The sequence below is a fragment of the uncultured Agathobaculum sp. genome (genome assembly GCF_963927765.1).
Lineage (GTDB): Bacteria > Bacillota > Clostridia > Oscillospirales > Butyricicoccaceae > Agathobaculum.
Map to the genome: position 1 here is coordinate 1 of NZ_CAWVCU010000058.1, position 20,930 is coordinate 20,930.

Here is a 20,930-nt window from a genome sequence, read left to right on the forward strand (position 1 = left end):
AAGAAGTGCGTCGATCACATGAAGGAGGTCGCCGCGAATATCTTCATGCGCGCGGAAATGGCAAAACAGCAAAAGGAAAGCGCCCAGAGCGGCGGCAACCGCGACTGAGCGCAAGCGAAATATTACTTATTTACAGGATACCGGAAAATCCCGGCGCTGTCAAGCGGCTGCGCCGGGGGAAAGGGAAAGTATGAAACTCGTAGAGGTGAAATTTGAGATCCCGGAGGATCTAGAGCCGCGCATTGCGGCGTTAGCTGCGGAAATGGGGCTATCTTTTGATTGGGCCGCACAACTGCTGCTGTGGGATGGATATACCACGCGCTTGCGCAGCTCGATTGAGCGGGCGGAAAAAGAATTGCGAGAGCAATTGACAGGGGAGGTGGCGGTATGAGCAACTTCATTCTCGCCATACTCGGGGTGGGCTGCGCCTACCTCGCCCTTGGCATGCTGGTGGACAGGCTCACCCAGCCGATGGAACGGAGGGGACGGCGGTGAGGACATTTGCGTCGGACGAGCTGACCGAGATTCGGGACAGCTATCGTAACGCGGCAGACCAGAAAAAGCAGATCGGCATCTTGGCCGATCTGCACGACTGCACCGTGCAAGATATCCAGCGGGCACTCGGCCTGCCGGTTACATCGACCAAATCCAAGCCCTCAACGGGTAGAAGGCAAAAGCGGGCGTATGTGCAGTGGCAGAAAGATCAGGTAGCGCAGCTGTGTGAGCTGTACGAGAAGGGCTATAAGCTGGTGGACATTGCCGATATGCTGGGCATTCCGTTGGAGCGCGTAAAAAAGAAGGTGTTCACGATGGGGACTGCAGGCCAGCTGACGCTGCGGTCGCATCGGCAAAAGTCGAAACCGCAGAAAGTGCCGCCGGAGCAGAACCGGCAGAAGGAACAGCGTGAGACGCAGCTTGTGACGGCATCGGGTGCGGAGGAGCGCAGCAGCGACGTGCACGTGCTGTTGCAGGATTACTTCTCTCGCATTGGAGAACTGTCAACGGCTGACGATTGCAATTTCCCGTCAGTTCCGCATGCACTGTTTGAGCTGGATCAACTTCTCACCCGTGCCGCGGCATTGGTTTATGCACTGCGCGTTCTGGCCGAGAAGGGAGGCGGCGCATGAGCTTCACCTACCAATTCAACACGTCCTGCGCGTCGGTGTACGGCGTGCCTGAAGCGGTGTTCATCCATCAGCTGTATTTCTGGTGCCGGGTGAACGAGAAGAACGGACGCAACCTGCACGATGGCCGCTACTGGTCGTACAACAGCATGAAAGCGCTGCGGGAAATCTTTGATTTCTGGTCGCCCAGTCAGTTGGAAACCGTTATCAAGAACTGTCGCAAGAAGGGCGCAATCCTGACTGCAAACTACTGCACCGATCCGCGCGACAGGACACTGTCTTACACAATTACCGATTCTGTGAAATGCATTTATGAAAAGTCAGAAATGAGTGACGGAGATTTCAGAAATGCATTTCCGAAATCTCAGAAATGTATTAAAGGAACAGTTGGTAACCCTACAGTTGGTAACACAGATATACTTCCCCTTTTTGACCGTTTTTGGGGCGCGTACCCACGCAAGGTGAGCAAGGCCGACGCCAGAAAGGCCTTTGCGAAACTCAACCCCGACGGGGAACTGGTGGAAGCGATGCTGCGGGCGCTGGACTGGCAAAAGCGCCTGCCTGAGTGGACGAAGGACGGCGGGCAGTTCATCCCGTACCCCGCGACGTGGCTCAACGCCCGCCGCTGGGAGGACGAGCCGGAGGGCAGCCCCACGCCGCCGACCCCGCCTGAACGCAAGGAGGACGAGTACACATGGCTTTGACGGAACAAGCGCTCAAGCTGTACAACGACGCCGAGCAGAGCGTGCTCGGTGCGCTGATCGCAGATGCCCCGATGAACGCCGCCGACGTGTTCCGGCAGGTGCGCTCGGAGGACTTCCTCAACGGCGAGCGCCGGTATATTTTCGACACCTGCCGCGCGATGTTCGCCCGAAATGACCAGATCGACCCGTACACCGTGCGCGCCGCGTGCGGGACGGAGTACATCGAGCTGGTCAAAGACTTGTGCGGCATGATGATGACGCCAAGCAACTGCGCCGCCTATGTCCGTCAGCTGCGCGACTGCTCCATTCGCTACCGGCTGGACGCGCTGCTGCACGAGACGCGCTCGCACATTGCCTACGCTGCGCCGCTGCCCGAGGTGGCCGCGCTGGTCGAGCGGATGCAGACCGTGCTGGCATCCGGCAGCGAGGATCGCGGCAGCGACATGAACGCGCTGCTGCTGGACTACTTTTCGCAGATGGACGAGCGGCCGAAGTTCCTCGATTGGGGCTTCCCGTCGGTCACGCAAGCGCTGGAAACCGAGCTGAACCTCGGACAGTATGTCATTCTGTCCGCCGAGCCGTCGGCAGGCAAAACCGCGTTTGCACTGTCGGTTGCCGTGGCGCTGGCGCGGCAGGCGCGCGTGACGTTTTACACGCTCGAGACGGACAAGCGCCGTCTGATGCAGCGCATCATGGCGCGAACCGCGCTGGTCGATCTGGGACATATCAAAGCGCGGCGGTTCACCGCCCCCGAGCTGGAGGCGCAGGCACGCGCCAAGGCCAAGCTGTTAAACCTGCCGTTTCGTATCGTGCATGCGAGCGGCTGCACGGCCGAGCAGATTGCGGCTGACGTCAAGGCGACGCGCACCGATGTTGCCATCATCGACTATTTGCAGCTGATCGAGCCGTCCGACCCTCGCGCGGATGAGTACACCACAATCACGCACAGCACCAAGACGCTGCAACAGCTGACGCGCTCGGGGCGCGTGGTGCTGGCGCTCAGCCAGCTGAACCGGTCGGGCGACCTGCGCGGCTCGGGACAGATTTTGCAGGACGCGGACGCGGTGCTACACATTGGCGAGCCGCCCCAAGATAAGCTGAAAACACCGGAGCATTTCAAGGCGTATGCTGCCGATCATCTGCGCGCTATTAAGATTGCGAAAAACCGCGACGGTTCACGGCGTACGTTGCCGTTCTGGTTCGAGGGACGGTATCAGCGGTTCGTCGAGCAGTGGGACGGCTTCGACGAGGCGCAGGTCGTCCAGATGGAGGACGAGCCGTATAAACAGACGAAAATTGAAACCGCATAGGAGGTACATACATGAGCAAGATGATTTACCGGGAGCCGAACGGGAACTGGGGCGTCAAAGGCGTTCCGTGGGCAGAGATCCCGGATGGCCTGTATGGCGCGCTGTACAAACTCATGGATTACGAGGATATATGCAGCTCTCCAAGCGTTTTACAGTGTTACATGGACGATGACCTCGGGCCGGTGCGCTACCGCCTGATCGACGAGGCGCACAGCGTATGGCAGTGCGAGAATTGCAGCCACATCGCGCCGTTCGAGGCCAATGGCCCAATCTCGAACGGCTGGACTGTATGCCCGTGCTGCGCACGCATGATCGCGGACGACACGGAGGCCGTGCTGGACGAGGAGGATGACGATGAACCTGCGTGAGGTGGTGCGCACGCTGCGATTTGAGCGCCGCCGCGTACTGGCGCTGAGCCGGGTGTGCGACCCAGTATTCGCCAAGGACTACGAACGTACCGCCCGCGCGCTCGGCATCGCGGCATCGATCGTTGAGCAGCAGGGTGATAAGCACCGGAGAAAGGACAGCCGAAATGGTCAAACTTGAAGTCATCGATAATTTTGCCAAGTCGGCGATAGATGGTGATCTCGTGGATATTACAGCGGAGCTGATATTGGGCTTGGTGCATATTTTCATGACGCTTGAATCTCATGTGCCCGGAACAGGGCATAAGATGTTGAAAGCGGTCCATACCGCAATTGTAACAAATACCATCGCAGATGTTGCCGCTCAGACCGCCGCAGAAGCTCAATAAGCACTGAAGAAAGGACAAATCACATGATTAAGGCGAAAATATATGAAGGAAAAGGAAAAATTAAATATTCTGGCTCGGTAAACGAATTGTACCTAGATGTTTCCTATCTTCTCTATTCTCTTAGCGCGGCTCTGAATGAAGACGAAAAGGGAAAAGGAGACGAATTGATGCAGAAACTCAAGTGGTACATGAATCAACAGAAAGAGGGATGACGCAATGAGAACAATTTCCATTGTCAACCTGAAAGGCGGCGTCGGCAAGGCCGTGACCGCCGTCAACCTCGCGGCGATCCTCGCGACCGAGTACGCGCAGCGTGTGCTGCTGATCGATGCAGACCACCAGGGCAACAGCTCCAAGTTTTACCGCATCCCGGTCGAGCCGGGGAGCCTTGCCGACCTGTTTGAGGGCACGGTGATGTGCTACACGGATATTGTCCAGCCGACGATCTACCGCGGACTGGACGTGATCCCTGCGGATATGTCGCTTGCGGCGCTCGACCTTGACGGCAGCCTGCCGGACGATGTGCAGGGTGGCACGCCGCGCGACCGTGCGCTGCGCGTGCTCACCGACCTGCGCGATGCGGTCATCGAGGACGATGCCTACGATTATCTCGTGATCGACTGCCCGCCCGCGTTTTCGGTCGCGTCGATCAGCGCGGTGGCGGCATCGAGCGATATCGTTATTCCGGTCAAGCCGGGCGCATTCGAGATCGACGGCATGGCCGAGCTGCTGCGCCAGATTGACGGCATTCGGCGTGTCAACGGTGCGGTGGAAGTGGGCGTGCTGCTGACCATGTGGCACAACGCGGACGTTGTCCGGCAGGGCGAGGAATGGCTGCGCGAGCATTGCCCCGTGCCGGTGTTCCAGACCCGCATCCGGCGCACGGACAAGGTGGACGAAAGCACCTTTGCGCGTGAGCCGGTCTGCCAGTGGTCGCCGACCTCGGCCGCCGCGCGCGACTACCGCGCGTGGGTGCGCGAGTATCTGGGAGGTGGCGCAGATGGCGCGCAAGGTTAACGTCGGCGCGATGGTCGCGCACGATGTGTTCAAATTGGACACGCCCGACATGCAGGTTGTCCAGATCCCGCTGTCGCAGCTGATCGTAAACGAACACAACTTTTTCACGGTCGAGGACGTGCAGGAGTTGGCAGACGATATCGAGCTGAACGGGCTGTACAGCCCGCTGACTGTGTGCGCAGCAGGGGAGGGCAAGTACCGCATCGTCGCCGGACACCGTCGCCGCAAGGCGCTGGAGCTGCTGGGACGCAAGGACGCGCCTTGCATTGTTAAAAGCTACGACGGCGAGGACAGCGAGCTGGTCGCGCTGATTCAGTCCAACCTGACCAGCCGCGAGCTGACCTACTACGAAAAAATGCAGGCGGTGGTGCTGCTGGAGAAGGCGCTACGCAGCATGAAGGAGCGGGGTGTAGAGCTGCCTGGCCGTCTGCGAGACCACCTTGCCGAGCAAGTAAGCGAGAGCGCATCCGCTGTTCACCGTATGCAGTACATTCACAAGAACCTGTCGCCCGCGCTGCTGGATGCCTTGCGGCGCGAGCAGATCGGTGAGTCAGTCGCGGACGAGCTGGCGCACAGCCCCCAAAAGGTGCAAACCGAGTTCGAGCAGCGGTTGGCACGCGGCGAGACCTTCCGCGCGCAGGACGTCAAGGCCGCGCGGGACAAGCCGACCGTGTCGGACGGCGTGGTTGATGCGTTTCTGCTGCGGCATATAGCGGAAGGGTGCGAAACCGGGCTGTACCGTGTGCTGCACAACAGTCAGCACATGGCGGCGATCCAGCTGATACCAGAAGTCAAGGATGCGCTGCATTATTACGGATATCAAGGATTCTCGTCGGAGGGTGTGTGGTATGACTTCAACGGCAGCGGGATGGAAGTGAAAAAGCCGTTTCAGGGTAAGCTGTCGTGGTCGCAGATCGTGCAGCGGCTGCGCGGTATGGTGGAGAGTGGCAAGATCGCGCCGCCCGCGGACGAACCAGAGGACGAACCCGAAGATGCACCCGCGCCCGAGGCGCAGGCACTGCGTCAGCTGGACGAGCAGATGCAGCAGGCGGTCGCGGAGCCGCAGCAGGTGAACGGCAACGGCCATGTGTGCGTGACCGGGTTAAATCCGTATGGCGTGTGCGGTGCGGCGCAGTGCTGCGATGAGCCGCATGCGTGCTGCATCGCCTGCCCGGAGCCGTGCAACAGCCACTGCGGATTCCTGCCAAAGGAACGCATTACAGTAAATAAAGTCTGGCACCCGTACCCGGCCGAGGAGCCGGACGAGGGACAGACAGTGCTGACGCTCACACACAACAACGAATTAAACGTAAATACTTATGACGTATATGTCTATCGCGAGGGAGCATGGTATCTTCCCGATATACCGCTCGATGTTGAGACGGAGGTGGATGTTCGCTGGTGGTCTGCCGAGCTGCCGCCGGAGGAAGTCAAATGAAACTATCTGACTGCACAAAGGCTGATTTGCTATGGATCATCAAAGCAATGTGCAAATATGACTTATCTGATCTCAGTCTGCAACGGGCCTTAAATGATCTGGAATGGGAGAAGGAGCAGGATCGGCTTGCCCGTGCGGATCAGGCGCTGCAAACCGCATCTGCCGCGTCACAGCGGTATATCGAATTGCTCGAACCGTATGAGGGCATGCCACTCATAGAGGTGCCGATGGACGTTTTGAAGCAGGCCGACGCTGCACTGGCCGAGTCGCGCGCCGCGAATCAGCAGTGGGCGAAGTTAATGGGAGTGAAAGTCAAATGAAATACAGTCAGGAAACGTATGAAAAAGCGCTGGCATCACTTGCGGAACTGCGTGAACAGTCAACGAGCGAAAGTGAGCGCAATACCATTGATTTTATCGCAGAAGCGGTTGCGGAAAAGGCGGATCGTGATGTTTTAAATCCGACACCGCTGATCCGCGACCAGCAGCAGACCGCCGTCCCGCGCTGGATCAGCGTGGACGAGGCGCTGCCGGACGATTCTTTTACTGTGGTGATGGCTGTTGTCTATGCGAGCAATGGGCACTTGACATTTAACGGTGCGTACCAGTTTGCAACCTATGATCGAGCGGATGGGTGGAATTTGGATGATTACCCGGCAGAGTTTGACCGTATAACGGTAACGCATTGGATGCCGCTGCCAGAGCCGCCGGAGGGGGTAGCTGTTGATGCAAAACTCGAATAAATTTCCGTATCGGTGTTGTACGCATTACAGCAAGCAGGGCTATAATGAGGGCTATCTCATGCTGCCGATCTTCCGCGTCAGGGTCTGCCGTAACTGCGGCGAATGTCAGGCGGTGTGGGGCTGGGCTGCGAATATCCTGTTTATGCTGGTGTTCCGTTGGTTCTGGGATGGAAAAGTTCACCTTGACGGCGAAAATCCTTGACAAATCCGAAATCTGCGGATATTCTGAAAAATCATCAAAACGGGCATGGGAGGCTGCGGCCTCCCTGCACCCGTTTCGTGCCGGTGAAATGGAGGACGCATGAAACGACGCAAAACCATCCGCGCGGGGCGTTTGGTGTGGGATGTGATCTATACCGTCCCACGGCCGAATGCAACACAGCAAGAGCGCAAGCGCATCCGTGAGGTGACGGCTGAGCAGGTCGCGCAGACAAATTGCAATACCGCGCAGCGCAAGCTGGAACTGCTGATGGCCGCGAATTTCGAGCCAGACGATTTGGTGTTCTCGCTAACCTACCGAGACGAAGATCTTCCAGCCAGTCCGGAAGTCACTCGGCGGCGGCTCGGCAAGGTGTTCGCCCAGCTGCGCGCCTACCGAAAAGCGCGCGGCTTGCCGGAACTCAAATACATCTACGTCCTTGAGGGGCGGCACGGCGACCACCGGCCGCATGTGCATTTGATTCTTAACGCCATCGGCGGTGACCTTGAACTGATCAAGTCCTTGTGGGTCTGGGGTGATGACATCCAGCTCAACTACATCGAGGATCGTGGATATGACGTTTGGGCCGGTTACTTTACCAAGGAGCGGCGGGAGGCCAGTCTCAACGGCAAAAAGCAGTTTGTCGGCAGCCGCAACCTTGCGCGCCCGACTGTCACCTATCAATGGGTAGACGATGCGGCAATGATTGACCCGCCGCCCGGCGTGCAGGTGATTGATGACAGCGGCATCAAACGAAATGATTATGCATCCTGTCGCTATCTCAAGTACATGATGCCGAAACGGAAACCAAAGCGAGCAAACAATGAAAATCTACGCGCACGCACGCGCGTAGTTGCTGACTTGGAATGGTCTGTAACAAATAACAGGGGCATGGAGAAAAAGCCAAAACCATCTCGACAAACTCGAAAAACCGCGTATACTAAAAGAGAAGGAGCTGCCAATGATTAAGAACGGTTGGTATTGCTGCCCGTATTGTGGCAAGAAACTTTTCCCGGTTGAACCGGACACCACGGCGCACAATCTGCCGCAACGATGCAAAGCTTGCAAGCGCCAGTTATACGTGAATATTCCACCAGTGCCAAGTGCCAAAGTGCCAAGTGCCGATTGACCAAACCCGGAAATGGGTGTGGTCGGTCGGCGCTTTTTATTTGCCCGAAAGGAGGGCGTGCCATGAAACCCATTGCCGAGATCGCAGACGAGTATGAGCGCAATCTCGTCCCGCTGCGCCAGCGGCGCGACGCGCTCCGGGAACAGGCCAAGGCCGAACCGTGTGCCGAGCTGCGCTGTCGGCTGTGGCACCGTGTTGGCGTGCTGGACGGCATGATCTACGAGGGCGTGTCGGCGATCCGCGCCATGCGGGGTGACCGTCGTGGCAAGTAAACCCCTGCGACCGTGCCTGCATCCGGGCTGCACGACGCTGGTGCGCAGCGGCTATTGCGACGCACACCGCCCGCCGGAATCGGCGCGGCGCAGCGAAAAGAGCCAAAGCTACCGCCGCTGGTACAGCTTGCGCATCTGGACGGACGAGCTTCGGCCGCAGCAGCTGGCACGTGAGCCGTTCTGTCGGGAGTGTGCCCGGCGTGGCCTGCGGGTCTATGCCACCGACGTTGACCATGTCGTGCCGCACGACGGCGACTGGTCGAAGTTCGTAGACCCTACCAATCTGCAAAGCCTGTGTCACAGCTGCCACGGGCGCAAAACAATCGCGGAAAGCCGGGCAAAAGCACGGCATCGAAAGCACTGACCGACCGGACGCTCGGACAGGCGCGGCGCGGGCAGGATGCGCGCGGACTTTGGCGGGAAATCCGTGGATTTCCCGAACCTCCCCCCACCCTGAAAAAGTTTCGGGGCAGAGGGCGTAAGACCGCAGGCCACCCTCCGTGCAGGATTTTTTCCCCACGGCGAGAAAACCGTGGTCAACGATCACCCCATAGTGGGCAAAGCGAGGTGAAACCCATGCAAACGACAACCAAACTAGAGCTGCTCGACCCGGGCGTGCTCATCCCGTCCGCGGCTAACCCGCGGGTGCATACCCAGCGGCAGATCCGCGAGCTGCGCGCCAGCCTGCGCGAGTACGGCGTGGTGTCACCGGTGCTGATCGACCGGGAACACAACATCATCGCGGGGCATGCGGTGGTCGAGGCCGCGCTGGCCGAGTGCGTGCCGGAAGTGCCGTGCGTCTACGTTGAGCACCTGACGGCCGCACAACGCAAGGCGTACATGATTGCAGACAACCGTCTGGCGGAAAAGTCCCGCTGGGATGTCAACCTGCTGGACGCCTGCCTGCAGGAGCTGTTCGACGCGGGCTTTGACCTGCGCCTGACCGGCTTCGGCGAGTACCGCCTGTCCGATGCGCTGGCGCGTGACGCCGCGCCGGAAGTCCCCGACGGGGGTCAAGAAATTGACCGGTGCAAGTCTGGAGACCTGTGGCAGCTGGGCGCACACCGTCTGCTGTGTGGTGATGCCACCAAGAAGGAGGACATGCAGCGGTTAATGCAGGGCGAGCGGGCGGCGCTGCTGTTGACCGACCCGCCGTATAACGTCGATTACCACGGCGGCACGTCCGAGCATCTGACGATTGCGAACGACAATCTGCCCGCCGAGCGGTTTCGGGCGTTCCTGACCGATGCGTTTTGTGCGGCGCGTGATGCGCTGCTGCCGGGCGCGGCGTTCTACATCTGGTATGGTGCGGCCAGCACGCAGGCGTTCCTCGCGGCGTGTGAGACAGCCGGTCTGCCTGTCCATTCCTATCTCGTGTGGGTCAAAAACCAGTTTGTGCTGGGCCGTCAGGACTACAACTGGCAGCATGAGCCGTGTCTCGGCGGTGAGATCAAGGCGGACGACTACGAAGCCTGTCTGTACGGCTGGGACGCGCGTGCGTCGCACCGCTGGTACGGTGGCGATGGGCAAGGCACGGTGTTTTTCTGTGAAAAGCCGCAGGAGAGCGCCGAGCACCCGACCATGAAGCCGGTGGAGCTGTTTGCGCGGCAGATCCGCAACAGCACGCGCAAGGGTGAGATCGTGCTCGACCCGTTCTGCGGCTCTGGCACGTCAGTGCTGGCTGCTGAGACTTATGGCCGCAAGTGCCGGGCAATGGAGCTATCGCCGCACAACTGCGATGTAATCCTTGCGCGCTGGGAAGAAATGACCGGTCATGCGGCGGAGCTGTTGGAAGGGGGTGCAGCCGATGGCGGGGCCGAGACAGCCGATTGACCTGCTGGAATACAAGGGCAACAAGCACCTGACCAAAGCGGAAACCGAGGCACGGCGCGCGGCTGAGGTCAAAGCGCCGAAGCCGAAGGGGAAGCGGGTAAAGCCCCCGGCCTACCTGCCGGAAAGCCTGCACAAGAAGTTCCGGTCGCTGGCAAAGCAGCTCATTGAGATCGGCATCCTCTCGGAGATCGACTACGACTGTCTGGCGCGCTATCTGCTGGCTGAGCAGGCGTATCTGGCGGTAACCGAACAGGTCAACCGCGCGATCGCCAATCAGGCGATATCGCTGCTGGACGACCTGTCCAAGACGCAGACGCGGTACTTCAACCAGTGCAGCCGCGCGGCAGCCGATCTGGGCTTGACGATTTCCAGCCGCTGCCGTCTGATCGTACCCAAACCGCCGGAAGACGAGGCGGCGGGCGATCCAATAAATGCAATGCTGGGACGGGAAAGGAGACATCAAGCATGACAGATAAGGAATTGGATTTCGCGAAGCTGTCCATTGAGACGACGGGAGCGCGAACCAGCAAAATTATTCTCAATGGGAAGGATATTTCCAAGCAATGCCGCAAGATCATCTTTACGCACGAGGCGGGGAAACCCCCAACGGTGCAGGTGGAGTTGTATGTGGAGGAATGCACTTGCCGCACATTGGGGTCGGTGGCAGTGCGGCCGGTAAAGCCGGAGTACAAACCATGAGCAGGCAAATCATGTGCAGCCTGTTCTGCCCGATGATTAACAAGTTCGGCGTGTGCGAAAGCACCATGCGTCGCGTCGAGCGGGTGCGGGAGTGTCCGCATCTCAAGATGCGCGAGCGGGTGTCCAAATTGAACACGGGAGGGGAAAAGCATGGTGTTCGAAATTGATTATGAGCCGAAGTCGAGGCCGCTAAGGATTGGGGTCTACACGGAATGTCTGCCAGACACCAAAAGAAGCTTTCTCGAGTTGTGCTATCGGTCGGGTGCGGAGATCGCTATGGAAACGCCGAATCGGGTGCTGTTAAGAGAGGGGACGGATTTCATCTTTCTTACGAAGAGTGCACCGTCCTGCCATCCCGAAGGTATGCTTTTTGACCAGTGGCTGGTTGACAGCGAGTGTCTGTCAGGCGCTGTGCCGTACCGCATATGGGACGAGATGGTCTGGTCGCTGCGATTTTCCAGCGTACCGGAGGAATACCGAATTCGCTTTACAAAGATATAATTTTGAATATTTCCGGCGCTGTGACGGGCGGCAAAAGCTGCTCGGGTGTTTTCATTTGTCCTTTCGGCGGCTGGGCGAGGTGCGAAACCCTCGCCCGTCCGTCAGAGCGCCGGAACAACAAAAGGAGGTGCGCCGATGTTTGACGCCGAGGCGGCGTCGTTTGTCTGTGAATTCATCGAATACCTGACCTGCTCGAACGGCGCGCCGTTCCGGCTCATGGACTGGCAGCGCGACGCCGTCACCGAGTTCTACGGCCAGATGATCGAGGCCGACCCCGCGGGCAGCTACATCCGGCGGTATCAGTACCTGTACCTCGAAATCGCCAAGAAAAACGGCAAATCGGAGCTTGCCGCGGCGCTCGGTGTGTACCACCTGTACGCAGACGGTGAGGTAAACGGCGAGGTGTACGTCGTCGCCGCCGATCGCGACAATGCCGGCATTGTGTATTCGGCCGCAAAGTGGATGGTGGAGCACTCGCCCGCGCTGATGAAGCGCAGCCGCATCGTGGACAGCACCAAGACCATTTACGACAAGGTTTCGGGCAGCAAACTCAAGGTGCTGTCCTCGGAAGCTTACTCCAAGCACGGCTACAAGCCCAGCTGCGTCATCTTCGACGAGCTGCACGCGCAGCCGAACCGCGATTTGTGGGACGTGATGACGTTCGGCGCGGGCGACGCGCGCGAGATGCCGGTCTGGATCGTGCTGACAACGGCGGGCGATGACCCCGACCGCAAATCCATCGGCTGGGAAGTCCACGAAAAGGCGCTGTCGATTCTGCGCTGCCGCGAAGGCCGCGCCCGCGAGGGCGATCTGGACGACCCGCGCTGGCTGCCGATCATCTACGGGCTGGGCCTGATCGAGGACGAGGACGAACTCAAGAGCATCAACATCTACGACGAGGAACTGTGGAAACGCTGCAACCCGTCCATCGGCAAGACGGTAAAGCTTTCCACCATCCGCGCGGAAGCGCAGGAAGCCAAGCGCAGCGAGGCCGCCGAGCGGCTATTCCGCTGGCTGCGGCTCAATCAGTGGATTGCCACGCACACGGTCGGCTGGATTCCGGTCACGATCTACGACAAGACGCAGTGGAACCCTGAGGGCTGCAAGGACTGGCGCGAAGCGGTGAACCTGCTGCGCGGCAAAAAGTGTTTCGGCGGCGGTGACCTGTCAAAGTCCACCGACCTTACCGCCTTGACGCTGCTGTTCCCGCCGCAGGACGGGCTGGACAAGTGGGTCGCACTGTTCACCGGCTGGATTCCGCTGGACGACATCGAGGCACGCGAGCGCGCCGACCACGCGCCCTACCGCGACTGGATTCGCGCGGGCTTCATCCGCGGCTGTCCGGGGGACGTGATCGACTACGAGGATGTGATCGACACCATCATGCAGGCTGTGGAGACCTATGATCTGCGGATTATCGGCTTTGACCCGTGGCTGTCCACCACCATTACCCAGCGTTTGGCGTCGCTGATTGCGGGGGCGGGCAAGTCCACGCAGATCGTGGAAATTCCGCAGTGCATGAAAAGCATCAGCCCGCCCATGAAGGAAATGGAGCACCTGATCCGCACGCACGAGATGCTGCACGTCCACAACACGGCTGCGCGGCAGTGCTTTGCCAACGTCCGGTGCGACACGGACAGCAACGAGAACATCCACCCGAACAAAAAGCGCAGCCGTGGCCGTATCGACATCACGGTCAGCTGGATCATCGCCTTTGCAGCGAGCAAGCTCGAACCCAAGCCGACGCTGGCCGACGCGGTCACCGGCGGCAAATGGCATTTGTAATTCAAAAAAAGGAGGTTTCGCAATATGGCAGAACCCAACACCAACACTCAGAACACCCCTGAGACGCAAGCTCCGCCTGCAAAGCCCGCACCCGAGTACATCGCCGCGCTCGAGGACATCCGCGCGATCGCGCAGGGCGCGAACGACCAGCACCGCACGATGACGTGGCGCGAAGCGGTCGAAACGTGGGAGCAGGCGCAGGGCGCGTCGGACGAGCGGGCGCGCGCCGCGTTTTTCGTCCACATCGGCATCGCCACGACCGGCGAGTGCCTGCTGCTGGACGGTGTGGAGGATGACGCATGAAAAGCATCCTGAAATTCCTGCCCGATGCGCTGGCTGCGTGCGGCGCGGTGTGTATCGTGGTCGCGCTGTGGATGGTGTCGCCGGTCGTGGGATTGAGTGCCACCGGCGCGGTGCTGATTGGCGCGGGCTGGCTGCTGGCGCGGTATGGAGGTGCGGACGATGATTCTTGACCGCATGGCGCGGCGCGTGACCAATTCCGCGCGCCTGACGCTGGACAGTCCGCTGGGCTGGGACACGGGCGGCAGCCTGTACGACGGCAAGACGCTGGGCGCGATGAAGCTGCCCGCAGTGAACGCCTGCATCGAAATCATCTCGGACAGCGTCGCCAAAATGCCCATCTACCTGATGGACAGCGCGACACGCGAGCGGCAGACCGACCACCCGGCGCTGCGGCTGCTGACCGGCCGCCCGACCGAGGCGCTGACGGCGTTTGACTATCACAAGCTGATGGAGAGCCGCCGCATCGCGCACGGCAACGCCTATGCGCTCATCCTGCGCGACCGCTGGGGCGCACCGGTCGAGTTACTGCCCATCGCGCCCGGTTACATGCAGCCGTTTCTGGATGATAACGGGCGCTTGTGGTACATCGGCACCAACCCCAGAACGGGCGAGTTCCGCAAGTTCTGGCCTGCCGACGTGCTGCACTACAAAGCGTTTTCCGTGGACGGGCTGGAGGGCGTTTCCTACCTGCGGCGCGGTGCGGAAACCATTGAAGCCGCGCTGCAAGCGCAGAAATACGAGGTCGGGTTTTATAAGAATGGCGCAAAGCTGACAGGCGTTTTATCAGCCGAAACAGACTTGACGCACGCGTCGGAAGTGCCGCTGCCAGATGGCACAAAGATTTCGGTCAAGGACGCGATCCGGCGCGAGTGGGAGCACCTGTACACCGGCGCGGACAACGCTTACCGCACGGCGGTGCTGGATTACGGCATGAAATATACGCCGGTGACAAGCAGCAACCGTGATGCGCAGTTCATCGAGAACAAGTCCGCCAGCATCGAGGACGTCGCGCGGCTGTTCAATATCCCGCTGTACAAGCTGGGCGTTGGCAAGCAGACCTACGCGAGCAACGTGCAGGCAGCGATCGAGTACATGCAGCGAACGCTCAGCCCAATCGTGGCGGCGCACGAGCAGGAGGACACCTACAAGCTGCTGACTGAGAGCGAGCAGGCCGCCGGTCTGCAATTTCGCCGCAATATGATGGGCGAGCTGCGCGGGGACTGGGCGTCGCGTGCGGCATGGTTCAAGGCGATGGATGAGATCGGTGTGTATTCAGTAGACGACATGCGCGCGCTCGAAGATCTTCCGAACGTGCCGGGCGGCGACCGTCGAAAGGCGTCGCTTAACTATGTGCCGCTCGACCTCTGGGCCGAGCTTTCGGTCAACCGTAACGCACCGGCAAACAATGGGGGAGGTGAAACCACATGAGATACAACCTGAAAGGCGTGATTTCTTCGGACGAGGACGCACCGATCTACCGTTTTTTCGGCATGGCGGCGGTCAGTCCGGCGGATATCCGGCAGGCCATTGCGGATAACCCCGCGGGCGAGGACTTTGTGCTCGAGATCAACTCGGGTGGCGGCTCGGTCTACGCGGGCTTTGAGATGTACTCCATCCTGCGCGCGGCGAACGTCCATACCCGCGCCGAGGTGCAGAGCCTGGCAGGGTCGGCAGCGTCGGTCGTGATGGCGGGCGCAGATACCGTGGCGGCAAGCCCGGTCGGACAGGTGATGATCCATCTGCCGAGCACCTTTACCGAGGGCAATCAAGTCGCGCACCGCGAGAGCGTGCAGATGCTCGAAGCCGTGACCGGCTCGATTCTCGCGGCATACGAGCACAAGTGCCAGGGCAAGACCAGCCGCGACGCGCTGCGCCGCATGATGGATAGGGAGACCTTCCTCACGGCGCGCGAAGCGCTGGACGCCGGTCTGGTGGACGAGATCCTCGGTGAGACCGGAAGTGCGAACCCGATGAATGTCTGGAACGCCGCGGGCGGCGCGCCGGATATCGAGAAGCTGCGCGCGGCGTACCGCGAAGCGCAGCAGGGCAACCCGCCCGAGAAAGATGTGTCCAATTTGAACACCAAGCAGGCTCGTGCTCGCGCGATCGCGCTGGCCGAGGCGGAACTGTATTGACAAGGAGGAAAAACGATATGAAGAAACGACTGCTGGATCTGCAGGCGAAGGCAAAGCCGATCGTAGACCGCATGAAGGAAGCCGACAAGGCGGGTGACCAGACAGCATTTGACGCGGCGCAGGCCGAACTGGCACCGATCAGCGCGGAAATCACGCGCGTGAAAGCGCTGATGCAGGCCGAGGAAAACGCGACACCCGAACCGCAGAACCCCGCCCCGGCGCAGGGCGCAACCGGTGCGCCGGTGAATTCGACTGAGTGTATCCACGCCTTTTGTGAGTGCGTGCGCGCGGGCGCGGCAGGCGACCGCACGCGTTATCTCCAGAACGCCGACATCGTGCACCGCGCGGTGAAGAACGAGGGAATGACCGAGGGCACACCCGCGGACGGCGGCCTGATCGTGCCGTCTGACATCCAGACCATGATCCGCGAGCAGATGCGCGCGCTCAACCCCTTGAGCGAGCTGTTCACCGTCGAGACCGTCAGCACCAATACCGGCTCGCGTGTGCGTGACACCGCGCCGACGAACGGCTTCACCAAGGTTGCTGAGATGGGCACGATCAGCAAGGACGACAAGCCCGCGTTTGCCAAGGTTGAATTCACGGTAGAGGACTATGCGCTGATCGTGCCGGTGTCGAATGACCTGCTGAAAGACACCGACCAGAACCTGCTTGCGTATCTGTCCCGCTGGCTGGGCAAAAAGGCCGTCATCACCGAGAACAAGCTGCTGCTGACGCTGCTGACCGCGCTGGACGGCGCGGCGGCTTCCATCACCGAGTCCGGCGCGCTCAAGGCGATTAAAAAGCTGGTCAACACCTCGCTCGACCCGATTTTTGGCGTGTCGGCGTCGTTTTTGACCAACCAGAGTGGCTTTAACTTCCTCGACAGCCTTGAGGACAGCAACGGCCGTCCGCTGCTGCAGATCAACCCGGCCGACCGCACGCAGTACATGGTCGGTGGCCGCGCGGTGCATGTGGTGAGCGATGCCGTGCTGCCGAACAACACAACCGCACCGCTGTATGTGGGCGATTTCAAGAGCTTCGGTACGCTGTTCCGCCGTCAGGCGATGGAAATCGCGTCCACCAACGTCGGCGGCAATGCGTGGAACACCAACTCGACCGAGGTGCGCGCGATCACCCGTCTGGCGGTGGCCAAGTTTGACGACAAGGCTGTCGCTGCGGGCAAGATCACGCTGCCGGGTGCGGGCTGATGACCGCCGAGGAGAAGGCCGCGCTGGAGGAGCGGCTGGACGCGTGCAAGCGGTACATGAAGGTGGACTACGACGAGGACGACGAGCTGATTGCCGGGCTGATGCAGGCGAACGACGCTTATCTTTCGAGTGCGGGCGTGCGGCGGGACGTAAGCCCCGCTCAGCATGATCTCATCGTGCAGGCGATGACCTTGCAGATGTACGACGCGCGCGGCGCGGACACGCCCCAGCAGGCGCTGGAAACCGTGCCGCCGCTCGTGCGGTCGATGTTCAATCAGCTCAAAATCCGGTGCAATTACGGAGGTGCGGCCGATGGTGCAGGCGGGTGAACTGCGGGAGCGCGTGACAATCCTCAGCCTTGTGGAAAACCCGGACGGCACGGGCTGGGACTGGCAGGAGGGCAAGACGACGTGGGCAAAGGTCGAGCAGACCGGCAAGCGCAGCCTGTTCTCCACGGTCGGCGTCAGCCGCCCGGAGTGGCGCGTGACCATGCGACACCAGCCGCTGACGCTCTTTCAGGCGCTGCGCTGGCGGGGGCATTTCCTGTTCCTTGCGGAGCTGACGCACCCCGACCGCGGGCACATTGAACTGTCTGCGGTGCAGGCCGAGCCGGTGCAATGCACCGTGCAGCGCACCAAGGTCGAGAAGAACGCGCTCAACAACCCAACGCTTTCGACCGAGCGGGTGCTGTCGTTCCCGGCGTGCCTGACCGAGAAATACTCGGGCTTCCAGCAGGGTGACACGCACGACACGCTCACGCATACGCTCGTCGCCATCTGCCCCAAGGCGGTCACGCTGCGGGCGGGCGAGGTTGTGACCATCGGCAATGACCGCTATCGTGTCCAAATTGAATACCAGCTATCCGAGTACAAGAATGAGTACGAGATTACGCGGGAGGTGGACACCTGATGCCACAGGATGCAGACGGTCTGCGGCAGTTTGCCAAGCGCTGCGACGCGGAGGTCAAGCGCAAGCGCGCCGACCAGCGCGCCATCCATGAACGGCTGGGCGCGCGGATGCAATCCGAGGTGCGCAGTCAGATTCGCGGCAAGCTTAACGACGCGCATGGCCATATCAGCGGTGTGCAAGCGCGTGTGGTTGGTTCGGGCGGTGGCTATGCGGCTGTCCGTCCATCCGGCACCGACAGCGGCCCGGACAGCCTGAACGCAATCACGAATTATCTGGAGAACGGCCACGCGATCCGCCGCCCAAGCGGACGAAACCCACGTTACCGGCCGCGCATTAAGATGCTGTATGTGTCCGGTCGCGGGTTTTATAACGCCGCGCGTCCCTCGCTGCCGCACATGCTGCAAAGCGAGGTGGACAGGTGGGGGCGCGAGGTTGCGGGCCGATTGGAGGGACGATAAATGCTGAAAATCAAAGAGATTATGGACGGGATCAACGCGATCCTTGTGCGGCTGTATCCCGACCGCACGGTGTATATCGATGTGCTGCCCGAGCAGTTCGAGCGGCCGAGCTTTTTCCTGCGTCCGGAGGGGCGCAAGATTACCAGTCGCACGGCGGCGGTGGTCGAGGTCGAGCAGATGATCACGGTGCAGTGCGCCGATGAAGTGGGCGACCGCTACGAAACCCAAACCGCCCGCCTGTATGACGTGACCGAAACGCTGACCGCTGCGTTTTTGCAGCGCGGCGCGCTTCATTGCGGCGACCGCAAGCTGACCGCCGCCCGTGTCGATGTGTCGCGCTCGCTCGACATCGCGGATGTGACGATTACCGTCACCTACGAGGACACCCGCCCGGCGGCACCCGTCACGCAGCCGCTCATTGCAGACGTGGCTTTCGGTACGCAGCCGAGCCAGACAAAGGAGGGATAAGGCATGGGATTGCCTTCGATTGATATTTCATTCCAGACCGCCGCGCAGCTGACGATCGCCATGGGCGACAAGGGCTATGTCGGCGTGATCGTGCGCGACACCACGCAGACGGGTGCGCATCGCCTGACGCGCGCGACCAAAATCCCCGCCGAGCTGAGCGAGGAAAACCGCGCCTATCTCGAGCGGGCGTTTGCCGGTTATGTCAACCCGCCCAAGGCGGTGTATGTGTATGTCACCGGCGAGGAGGACGAAAACCTCACGCAGGCGCTCGCGTATTTCGCCACGCAGGAGGTTGATTATCTGGTCGGCCCGCCCGACCTGACAAGTGAGGAAGCGCAGGCGATGGTGCCATGGCTCAAGGAGCGCCGCGCGGCGCACAGCCACATCAAGTGCGTGCTGCCCGAGACGGTGGCAGACTATGACCCGGTCATTAACTTCGAGGCGGACGGCATGACCGACGGCGAAAACAGCTTCACCAAGGCGCAGTATTGCTCGCGCATTGCGGGCGTGATTGCGGGCACGCCGTGGACGATGAGCGCGACCTACGCGCCGCTGCCCGAGCTGACCGACATCACCCGACTGGACAAGGAGACGGCGGACGCCGCCATTGACGCGGGCAAGCTGATTCTGATTCACGACGGGCGGCAGGTCAAAATCGCGCGCGCGGTCAATTCGCTGACCACCACGAGCCGAGACCACGGCCCGATCTTTCAGAAAATCAAGGCGCTGGAGGTCATTGACCGCGTGGACGCGGACTTCCGCGCGACCATCGAGGACACCTTTATCGGCAAGTTCGCCAACACCTACGACAACCGCATGCTGCTGGTGACGGCAGGCCGCAGCTATTTCCAGACGCTGGAGGCAGCGGGCATTCTGCTCGAGGGCGGCTCGTCGCTCGATATCGACACCGAGGCCGTGCGCGATTATCTGGGCGACGCGGGCGAGGAAATGAGCGACGACGAGCTGCGCCACGCGGATACCGGCTCGCATGTGTTCCTCGTGGGCAAGTTCACGATCGTGGACGCGATCGAAGATGTCACGATGCATATCACGGTATAAAAGGGAGGTGCAGACATGAGTGCAAGCATGGATTCTGCCTCGCGCGTCATTTCGGGCACGCACGGACAGGCATGGATGGACGACGAACTGTGCGGCGAGACGCTCGGTATGCAGGCCAAGGTCGCAGCAAACAAAGAGGAAGTGCCGATGTGCTGCCAGTTCATGGTAGATACCAAGCTGATGAGCGCCAAGGGCACGGGCACGATTCGTTTCCACAAGGTCAATTCCCGCATGGCGATCAAGATGAGCGACAACCTGAAAGCGGGCAAGGACACGCGCGTCAAGCTGATCTCGTTGCTCGACGACCCGGATTCCTACGGCGCAGAGCGCGTGGTCATTTACGACGCATCGTTTGATGACCTGACGCTCGCGGACTGGGAGCTGGCCGCTAAGGGACAGATCGAGTGTCCGTTTACATTTACGCGCTGGGACTATCTTGATTTGATTCAGCCACGATAACAGGAGGAAACGATTATGACAGAGAAAAAGCAAAATTCTAACCCGACCACCGTTGAACGCCTGCTGGACGTGTGCAAGCGCGATCCCGGCGAGCAGCTGCTGCAGTTCAAGAGTTGGACGGACGCGGACGGCAATCCGGTCGTGTTCCGCATCCGCGAGCTGAGCTATAACGAGGTGCGCGAGATCCAGCAAATGTCGAGCGGCGCGGATTTCGCCGCGGCGATCATCACGGCGGGCGTGGTTGAACCCAACCTGCGCGACAAGCGTTTGCAGCAGGCGTGCGGTGCAGTGACACCCTATGAGGTCGTGCGCAAGATGCTGCGCGCGGGCGAGATCGAGGATTTGCAGGCCGCAATCGAGAAGCTGTCCGGCTATCGCGCGTCCACGCTGCAGGTTTTGGCGGATATCGAAAAAAACTGAGAGA

Annotated in this window: 34 protein-coding genes; all 34 read left to right on the plus strand. The window is 60.6% G+C overall.

Going from position 1 to position 20,930, the window contains the following annotated elements; translation table 11 throughout:
• The first annotated feature begins 190 nt into the window (after positions 1-190).
• The 34 genes from ABGT74_RS05075 (at position 191) to ABGT74_RS05240 (ending at position 20,926) form a co-directional block, all read left to right on the plus strand.
• On the plus strand, positions 191-391 hold the full coding sequence (locus ABGT74_RS05075) for a hypothetical protein (protein WP_346704729.1): 201 nt from the start codon (positions 191-193) through the stop codon (positions 389-391).
• A gap of 100 nt (positions 392-491) precedes the next feature.
• Entirely contained in the window at positions 492-1,127 is a 636-nt protein-coding gene (locus tag ABGT74_RS05080; protein WP_346704730.1) for a hypothetical protein, read from the plus strand.
• Positions 1,124-1,828, plus strand: coding sequence for a hypothetical protein (locus tag ABGT74_RS05085; RefSeq protein ID WP_346704731.1), 705 nt, complete (start codon positions 1,124-1,126; stop codon positions 1,826-1,828). The genes ABGT74_RS05080 and ABGT74_RS05085 overlap by 4 nt, the downstream gene beginning before the upstream one ends.
• A complete protein-coding gene (locus tag ABGT74_RS05090; protein WP_346704732.1) occupies positions 1,819-3,138 on the plus strand; it encodes a DnaB-like helicase C-terminal domain-containing protein in 1,320 nt (439 codons plus the stop codon). Before ABGT74_RS05085 ends, ABGT74_RS05090 begins: the two co-directional genes overlap by 10 nt.
• Before the next feature lie 11 nt (positions 3,139-3,149).
• Complete coding sequence (locus ABGT74_RS05095) at positions 3,150-3,506, plus strand: hypothetical protein (protein ID WP_346704733.1); 357 nt, start codon at positions 3,150-3,152, stop codon at positions 3,504-3,506.
• The gene (locus ABGT74_RS05100; RefSeq protein ID WP_346704734.1) at positions 3,493-3,684 is read left to right on the plus strand and encodes a hypothetical protein; all 192 of its coding nucleotides are present in this window, start codon (positions 3,493-3,495) and stop codon (positions 3,682-3,684) included. Before ABGT74_RS05095 ends, ABGT74_RS05100 begins: the two co-directional genes overlap by 14 nt.
• On the plus strand, positions 3,671-3,892 hold the full coding sequence (locus ABGT74_RS05105) for a hypothetical protein (RefSeq protein WP_346704735.1): 222 nt from the start codon (positions 3,671-3,673) through the stop codon (positions 3,890-3,892). Before ABGT74_RS05100 ends, ABGT74_RS05105 begins: the two co-directional genes overlap by 14 nt.
• A 23-nt stretch (positions 3,893-3,915) precedes the next feature.
• Entirely contained in the window at positions 3,916-4,104 is a 189-nt protein-coding gene (locus ABGT74_RS05110; RefSeq protein WP_346704736.1) for a hypothetical protein, read from the plus strand.
• A 4-nt stretch (positions 4,105-4,108) separates the two neighbouring features.
• A complete protein-coding gene (locus ABGT74_RS05115) occupies positions 4,109-4,909 on the plus strand; it encodes a ParA family protein (protein WP_346704737.1) in 801 nt (266 codons plus the stop codon).
• Complete coding sequence (locus tag ABGT74_RS05120) at positions 4,893-6,347, plus strand: ParB/RepB/Spo0J family partition protein (protein ID WP_346704738.1); 1,455 nt, start codon at positions 4,893-4,895, stop codon at positions 6,345-6,347. The genes ABGT74_RS05115 and ABGT74_RS05120 overlap by 17 nt, the downstream gene beginning before the upstream one ends.
• On the plus strand, positions 6,344-6,667 hold the full coding sequence (locus ABGT74_RS05125) for a hypothetical protein (protein ID WP_346704739.1): 324 nt from the start codon (positions 6,344-6,346) through the stop codon (positions 6,665-6,667). Before ABGT74_RS05120 ends, ABGT74_RS05125 begins: the two co-directional genes overlap by 4 nt.
• Positions 6,664-7,089 carry a DUF551 domain-containing protein gene (locus ABGT74_RS05130; RefSeq protein ID WP_346704740.1) on the plus strand — a complete coding sequence of 142 codons (426 nt, stop codon included), beginning with the start codon at positions 6,664-6,666 and terminating at the stop codon, positions 7,087-7,089. The genes ABGT74_RS05125 and ABGT74_RS05130 overlap by 4 nt, the downstream gene beginning before the upstream one ends.
• Complete coding sequence (locus ABGT74_RS05135; RefSeq protein ID WP_346704741.1) at positions 7,073-7,291, plus strand: hypothetical protein; 219 nt, start codon at positions 7,073-7,075, stop codon at positions 7,289-7,291. Before ABGT74_RS05130 ends, ABGT74_RS05135 begins: the two co-directional genes overlap by 17 nt.
• A 99-nt stretch (positions 7,292-7,390) precedes the next feature.
• On the plus strand, positions 7,391-8,257 hold the full coding sequence (locus ABGT74_RS05140) for a hypothetical protein (protein ID WP_346704742.1): 867 nt from the start codon (positions 7,391-7,393) through the stop codon (positions 8,255-8,257).
• Positions 8,258-8,479: 222 nt separating this feature from the next.
• Positions 8,480-8,689, plus strand: a complete 210-nt coding sequence (locus ABGT74_RS05145) for a hypothetical protein (protein WP_346704743.1) — start codon at positions 8,480-8,482, stop codon at positions 8,687-8,689.
• Positions 8,679-9,053 carry an HNH endonuclease gene (locus tag ABGT74_RS05150; protein ID WP_346704744.1) on the plus strand — a complete coding sequence of 125 codons (375 nt, stop codon included), beginning with the start codon at positions 8,679-8,681 and terminating at the stop codon, positions 9,051-9,053. Before ABGT74_RS05145 ends, ABGT74_RS05150 begins: the two co-directional genes overlap by 11 nt.
• 212 nt (positions 9,054-9,265) lie before the next feature.
• On the plus strand, positions 9,266-10,522 hold the full coding sequence (locus ABGT74_RS05155; protein WP_346704745.1) for a site-specific DNA-methyltransferase: 1,257 nt from the start codon (positions 9,266-9,268) through the stop codon (positions 10,520-10,522).
• Entirely contained in the window at positions 10,497-10,991 is a 495-nt protein-coding gene (locus ABGT74_RS05160) for a phage terminase small subunit P27 family (protein WP_346704746.1), read from the plus strand. The genes ABGT74_RS05155 and ABGT74_RS05160 overlap by 26 nt, the downstream gene beginning before the upstream one ends.
• Positions 10,988-11,221 carry a hypothetical protein gene (locus tag ABGT74_RS05165; protein WP_346704747.1) on the plus strand — a complete coding sequence of 78 codons (234 nt, stop codon included), beginning with the start codon at positions 10,988-10,990 and terminating at the stop codon, positions 11,219-11,221. Before ABGT74_RS05160 ends, ABGT74_RS05165 begins: the two co-directional genes overlap by 4 nt.
• Entirely contained in the window at positions 11,218-11,388 is a 171-nt protein-coding gene (locus ABGT74_RS05170) for a hypothetical protein (RefSeq protein ID WP_346704748.1), read from the plus strand. The genes ABGT74_RS05165 and ABGT74_RS05170 overlap by 4 nt, the downstream gene beginning before the upstream one ends.
• Entirely contained in the window at positions 11,372-11,722 is a 351-nt protein-coding gene (locus ABGT74_RS05175; RefSeq protein WP_346704749.1) for a hypothetical protein, read from the plus strand. The genes ABGT74_RS05170 and ABGT74_RS05175 overlap by 17 nt, the downstream gene beginning before the upstream one ends.
• A 135-nt stretch (positions 11,723-11,857) precedes the next feature.
• Positions 11,858-13,507: a terminase TerL endonuclease subunit gene (locus ABGT74_RS05180; RefSeq protein ID WP_346704750.1), complete on the plus strand. Its 1,650-nt coding sequence runs from the start codon at positions 11,858-11,860 to the stop codon at positions 13,505-13,507.
• Between the two features lie 24 nt (positions 13,508-13,531).
• On the plus strand, positions 13,532-13,810 hold the full coding sequence (locus tag ABGT74_RS05185; RefSeq protein WP_346704751.1) for a hypothetical protein: 279 nt from the start codon (positions 13,532-13,534) through the stop codon (positions 13,808-13,810).
• Entirely contained in the window at positions 13,807-13,980 is a 174-nt protein-coding gene (locus tag ABGT74_RS05190) for a hypothetical protein (RefSeq protein ID WP_297282983.1), read from the plus strand. Before ABGT74_RS05185 ends, ABGT74_RS05190 begins: the two co-directional genes overlap by 4 nt.
• Positions 13,970-15,238: a phage portal protein gene (locus ABGT74_RS05195; RefSeq protein ID WP_346704752.1), complete on the plus strand. Its 1,269-nt coding sequence runs from the start codon at positions 13,970-13,972 to the stop codon at positions 15,236-15,238. The genes ABGT74_RS05190 and ABGT74_RS05195 overlap by 11 nt, the downstream gene beginning before the upstream one ends.
• Positions 15,235-15,945, plus strand: coding sequence for a head maturation protease, ClpP-related (locus ABGT74_RS05200; protein WP_346704753.1), 711 nt, complete (start codon positions 15,235-15,237; stop codon positions 15,943-15,945). Before ABGT74_RS05195 ends, ABGT74_RS05200 begins: the two co-directional genes overlap by 4 nt.
• Before the next feature lie 17 nt (positions 15,946-15,962).
• Positions 15,963-17,153: a phage major capsid protein gene (locus ABGT74_RS05205; protein WP_346704754.1), complete on the plus strand. Its 1,191-nt coding sequence runs from the start codon at positions 15,963-15,965 to the stop codon at positions 17,151-17,153.
• Positions 17,153-17,482 (plus strand): head-tail connector protein, encoded by a 330-nt coding sequence (locus ABGT74_RS05210; RefSeq protein WP_346704755.1) that lies wholly within the window; start codon positions 17,153-17,155, stop codon positions 17,480-17,482. The genes ABGT74_RS05205 and ABGT74_RS05210 overlap by 1 nt, the downstream gene beginning before the upstream one ends.
• Entirely contained in the window at positions 17,466-18,062 is a 597-nt protein-coding gene (locus ABGT74_RS05215) for a head-tail adaptor protein (RefSeq protein WP_346704756.1), read from the plus strand. Before ABGT74_RS05210 ends, ABGT74_RS05215 begins: the two co-directional genes overlap by 17 nt.
• Complete coding sequence (locus ABGT74_RS05220; protein WP_346704757.1) at positions 18,062-18,520, plus strand: hypothetical protein; 459 nt, start codon at positions 18,062-18,064, stop codon at positions 18,518-18,520. The genes ABGT74_RS05215 and ABGT74_RS05220 overlap by 1 nt, the downstream gene beginning before the upstream one ends.
• Positions 18,521-18,988, plus strand: coding sequence for a DUF6838 family protein (locus ABGT74_RS05225; RefSeq protein WP_346704758.1), 468 nt, complete (start codon positions 18,521-18,523; stop codon positions 18,986-18,988).
• A 3-nt stretch (positions 18,989-18,991) separates the two neighbouring features.
• Positions 18,992-20,047 carry a phage tail sheath C-terminal domain-containing protein gene (locus ABGT74_RS05230; RefSeq protein ID WP_346704759.1) on the plus strand — a complete coding sequence of 352 codons (1,056 nt, stop codon included), beginning with the start codon at positions 18,992-18,994 and terminating at the stop codon, positions 20,045-20,047.
• 15 nt (positions 20,048-20,062) lie between these two features.
• A complete protein-coding gene (locus ABGT74_RS05235) occupies positions 20,063-20,506 on the plus strand; it encodes a phage tail tube protein (RefSeq protein ID WP_346704760.1) in 444 nt (147 codons plus the stop codon).
• A 15-nt stretch (positions 20,507-20,521) separates the two neighbouring features.
• Positions 20,522-20,926 (plus strand): hypothetical protein, encoded by a 405-nt coding sequence (locus ABGT74_RS05240; protein WP_346704761.1) that lies wholly within the window; start codon positions 20,522-20,524, stop codon positions 20,924-20,926.
• The last annotated feature ends 4 nt before the right edge of the window (positions 20,927-20,930 follow it).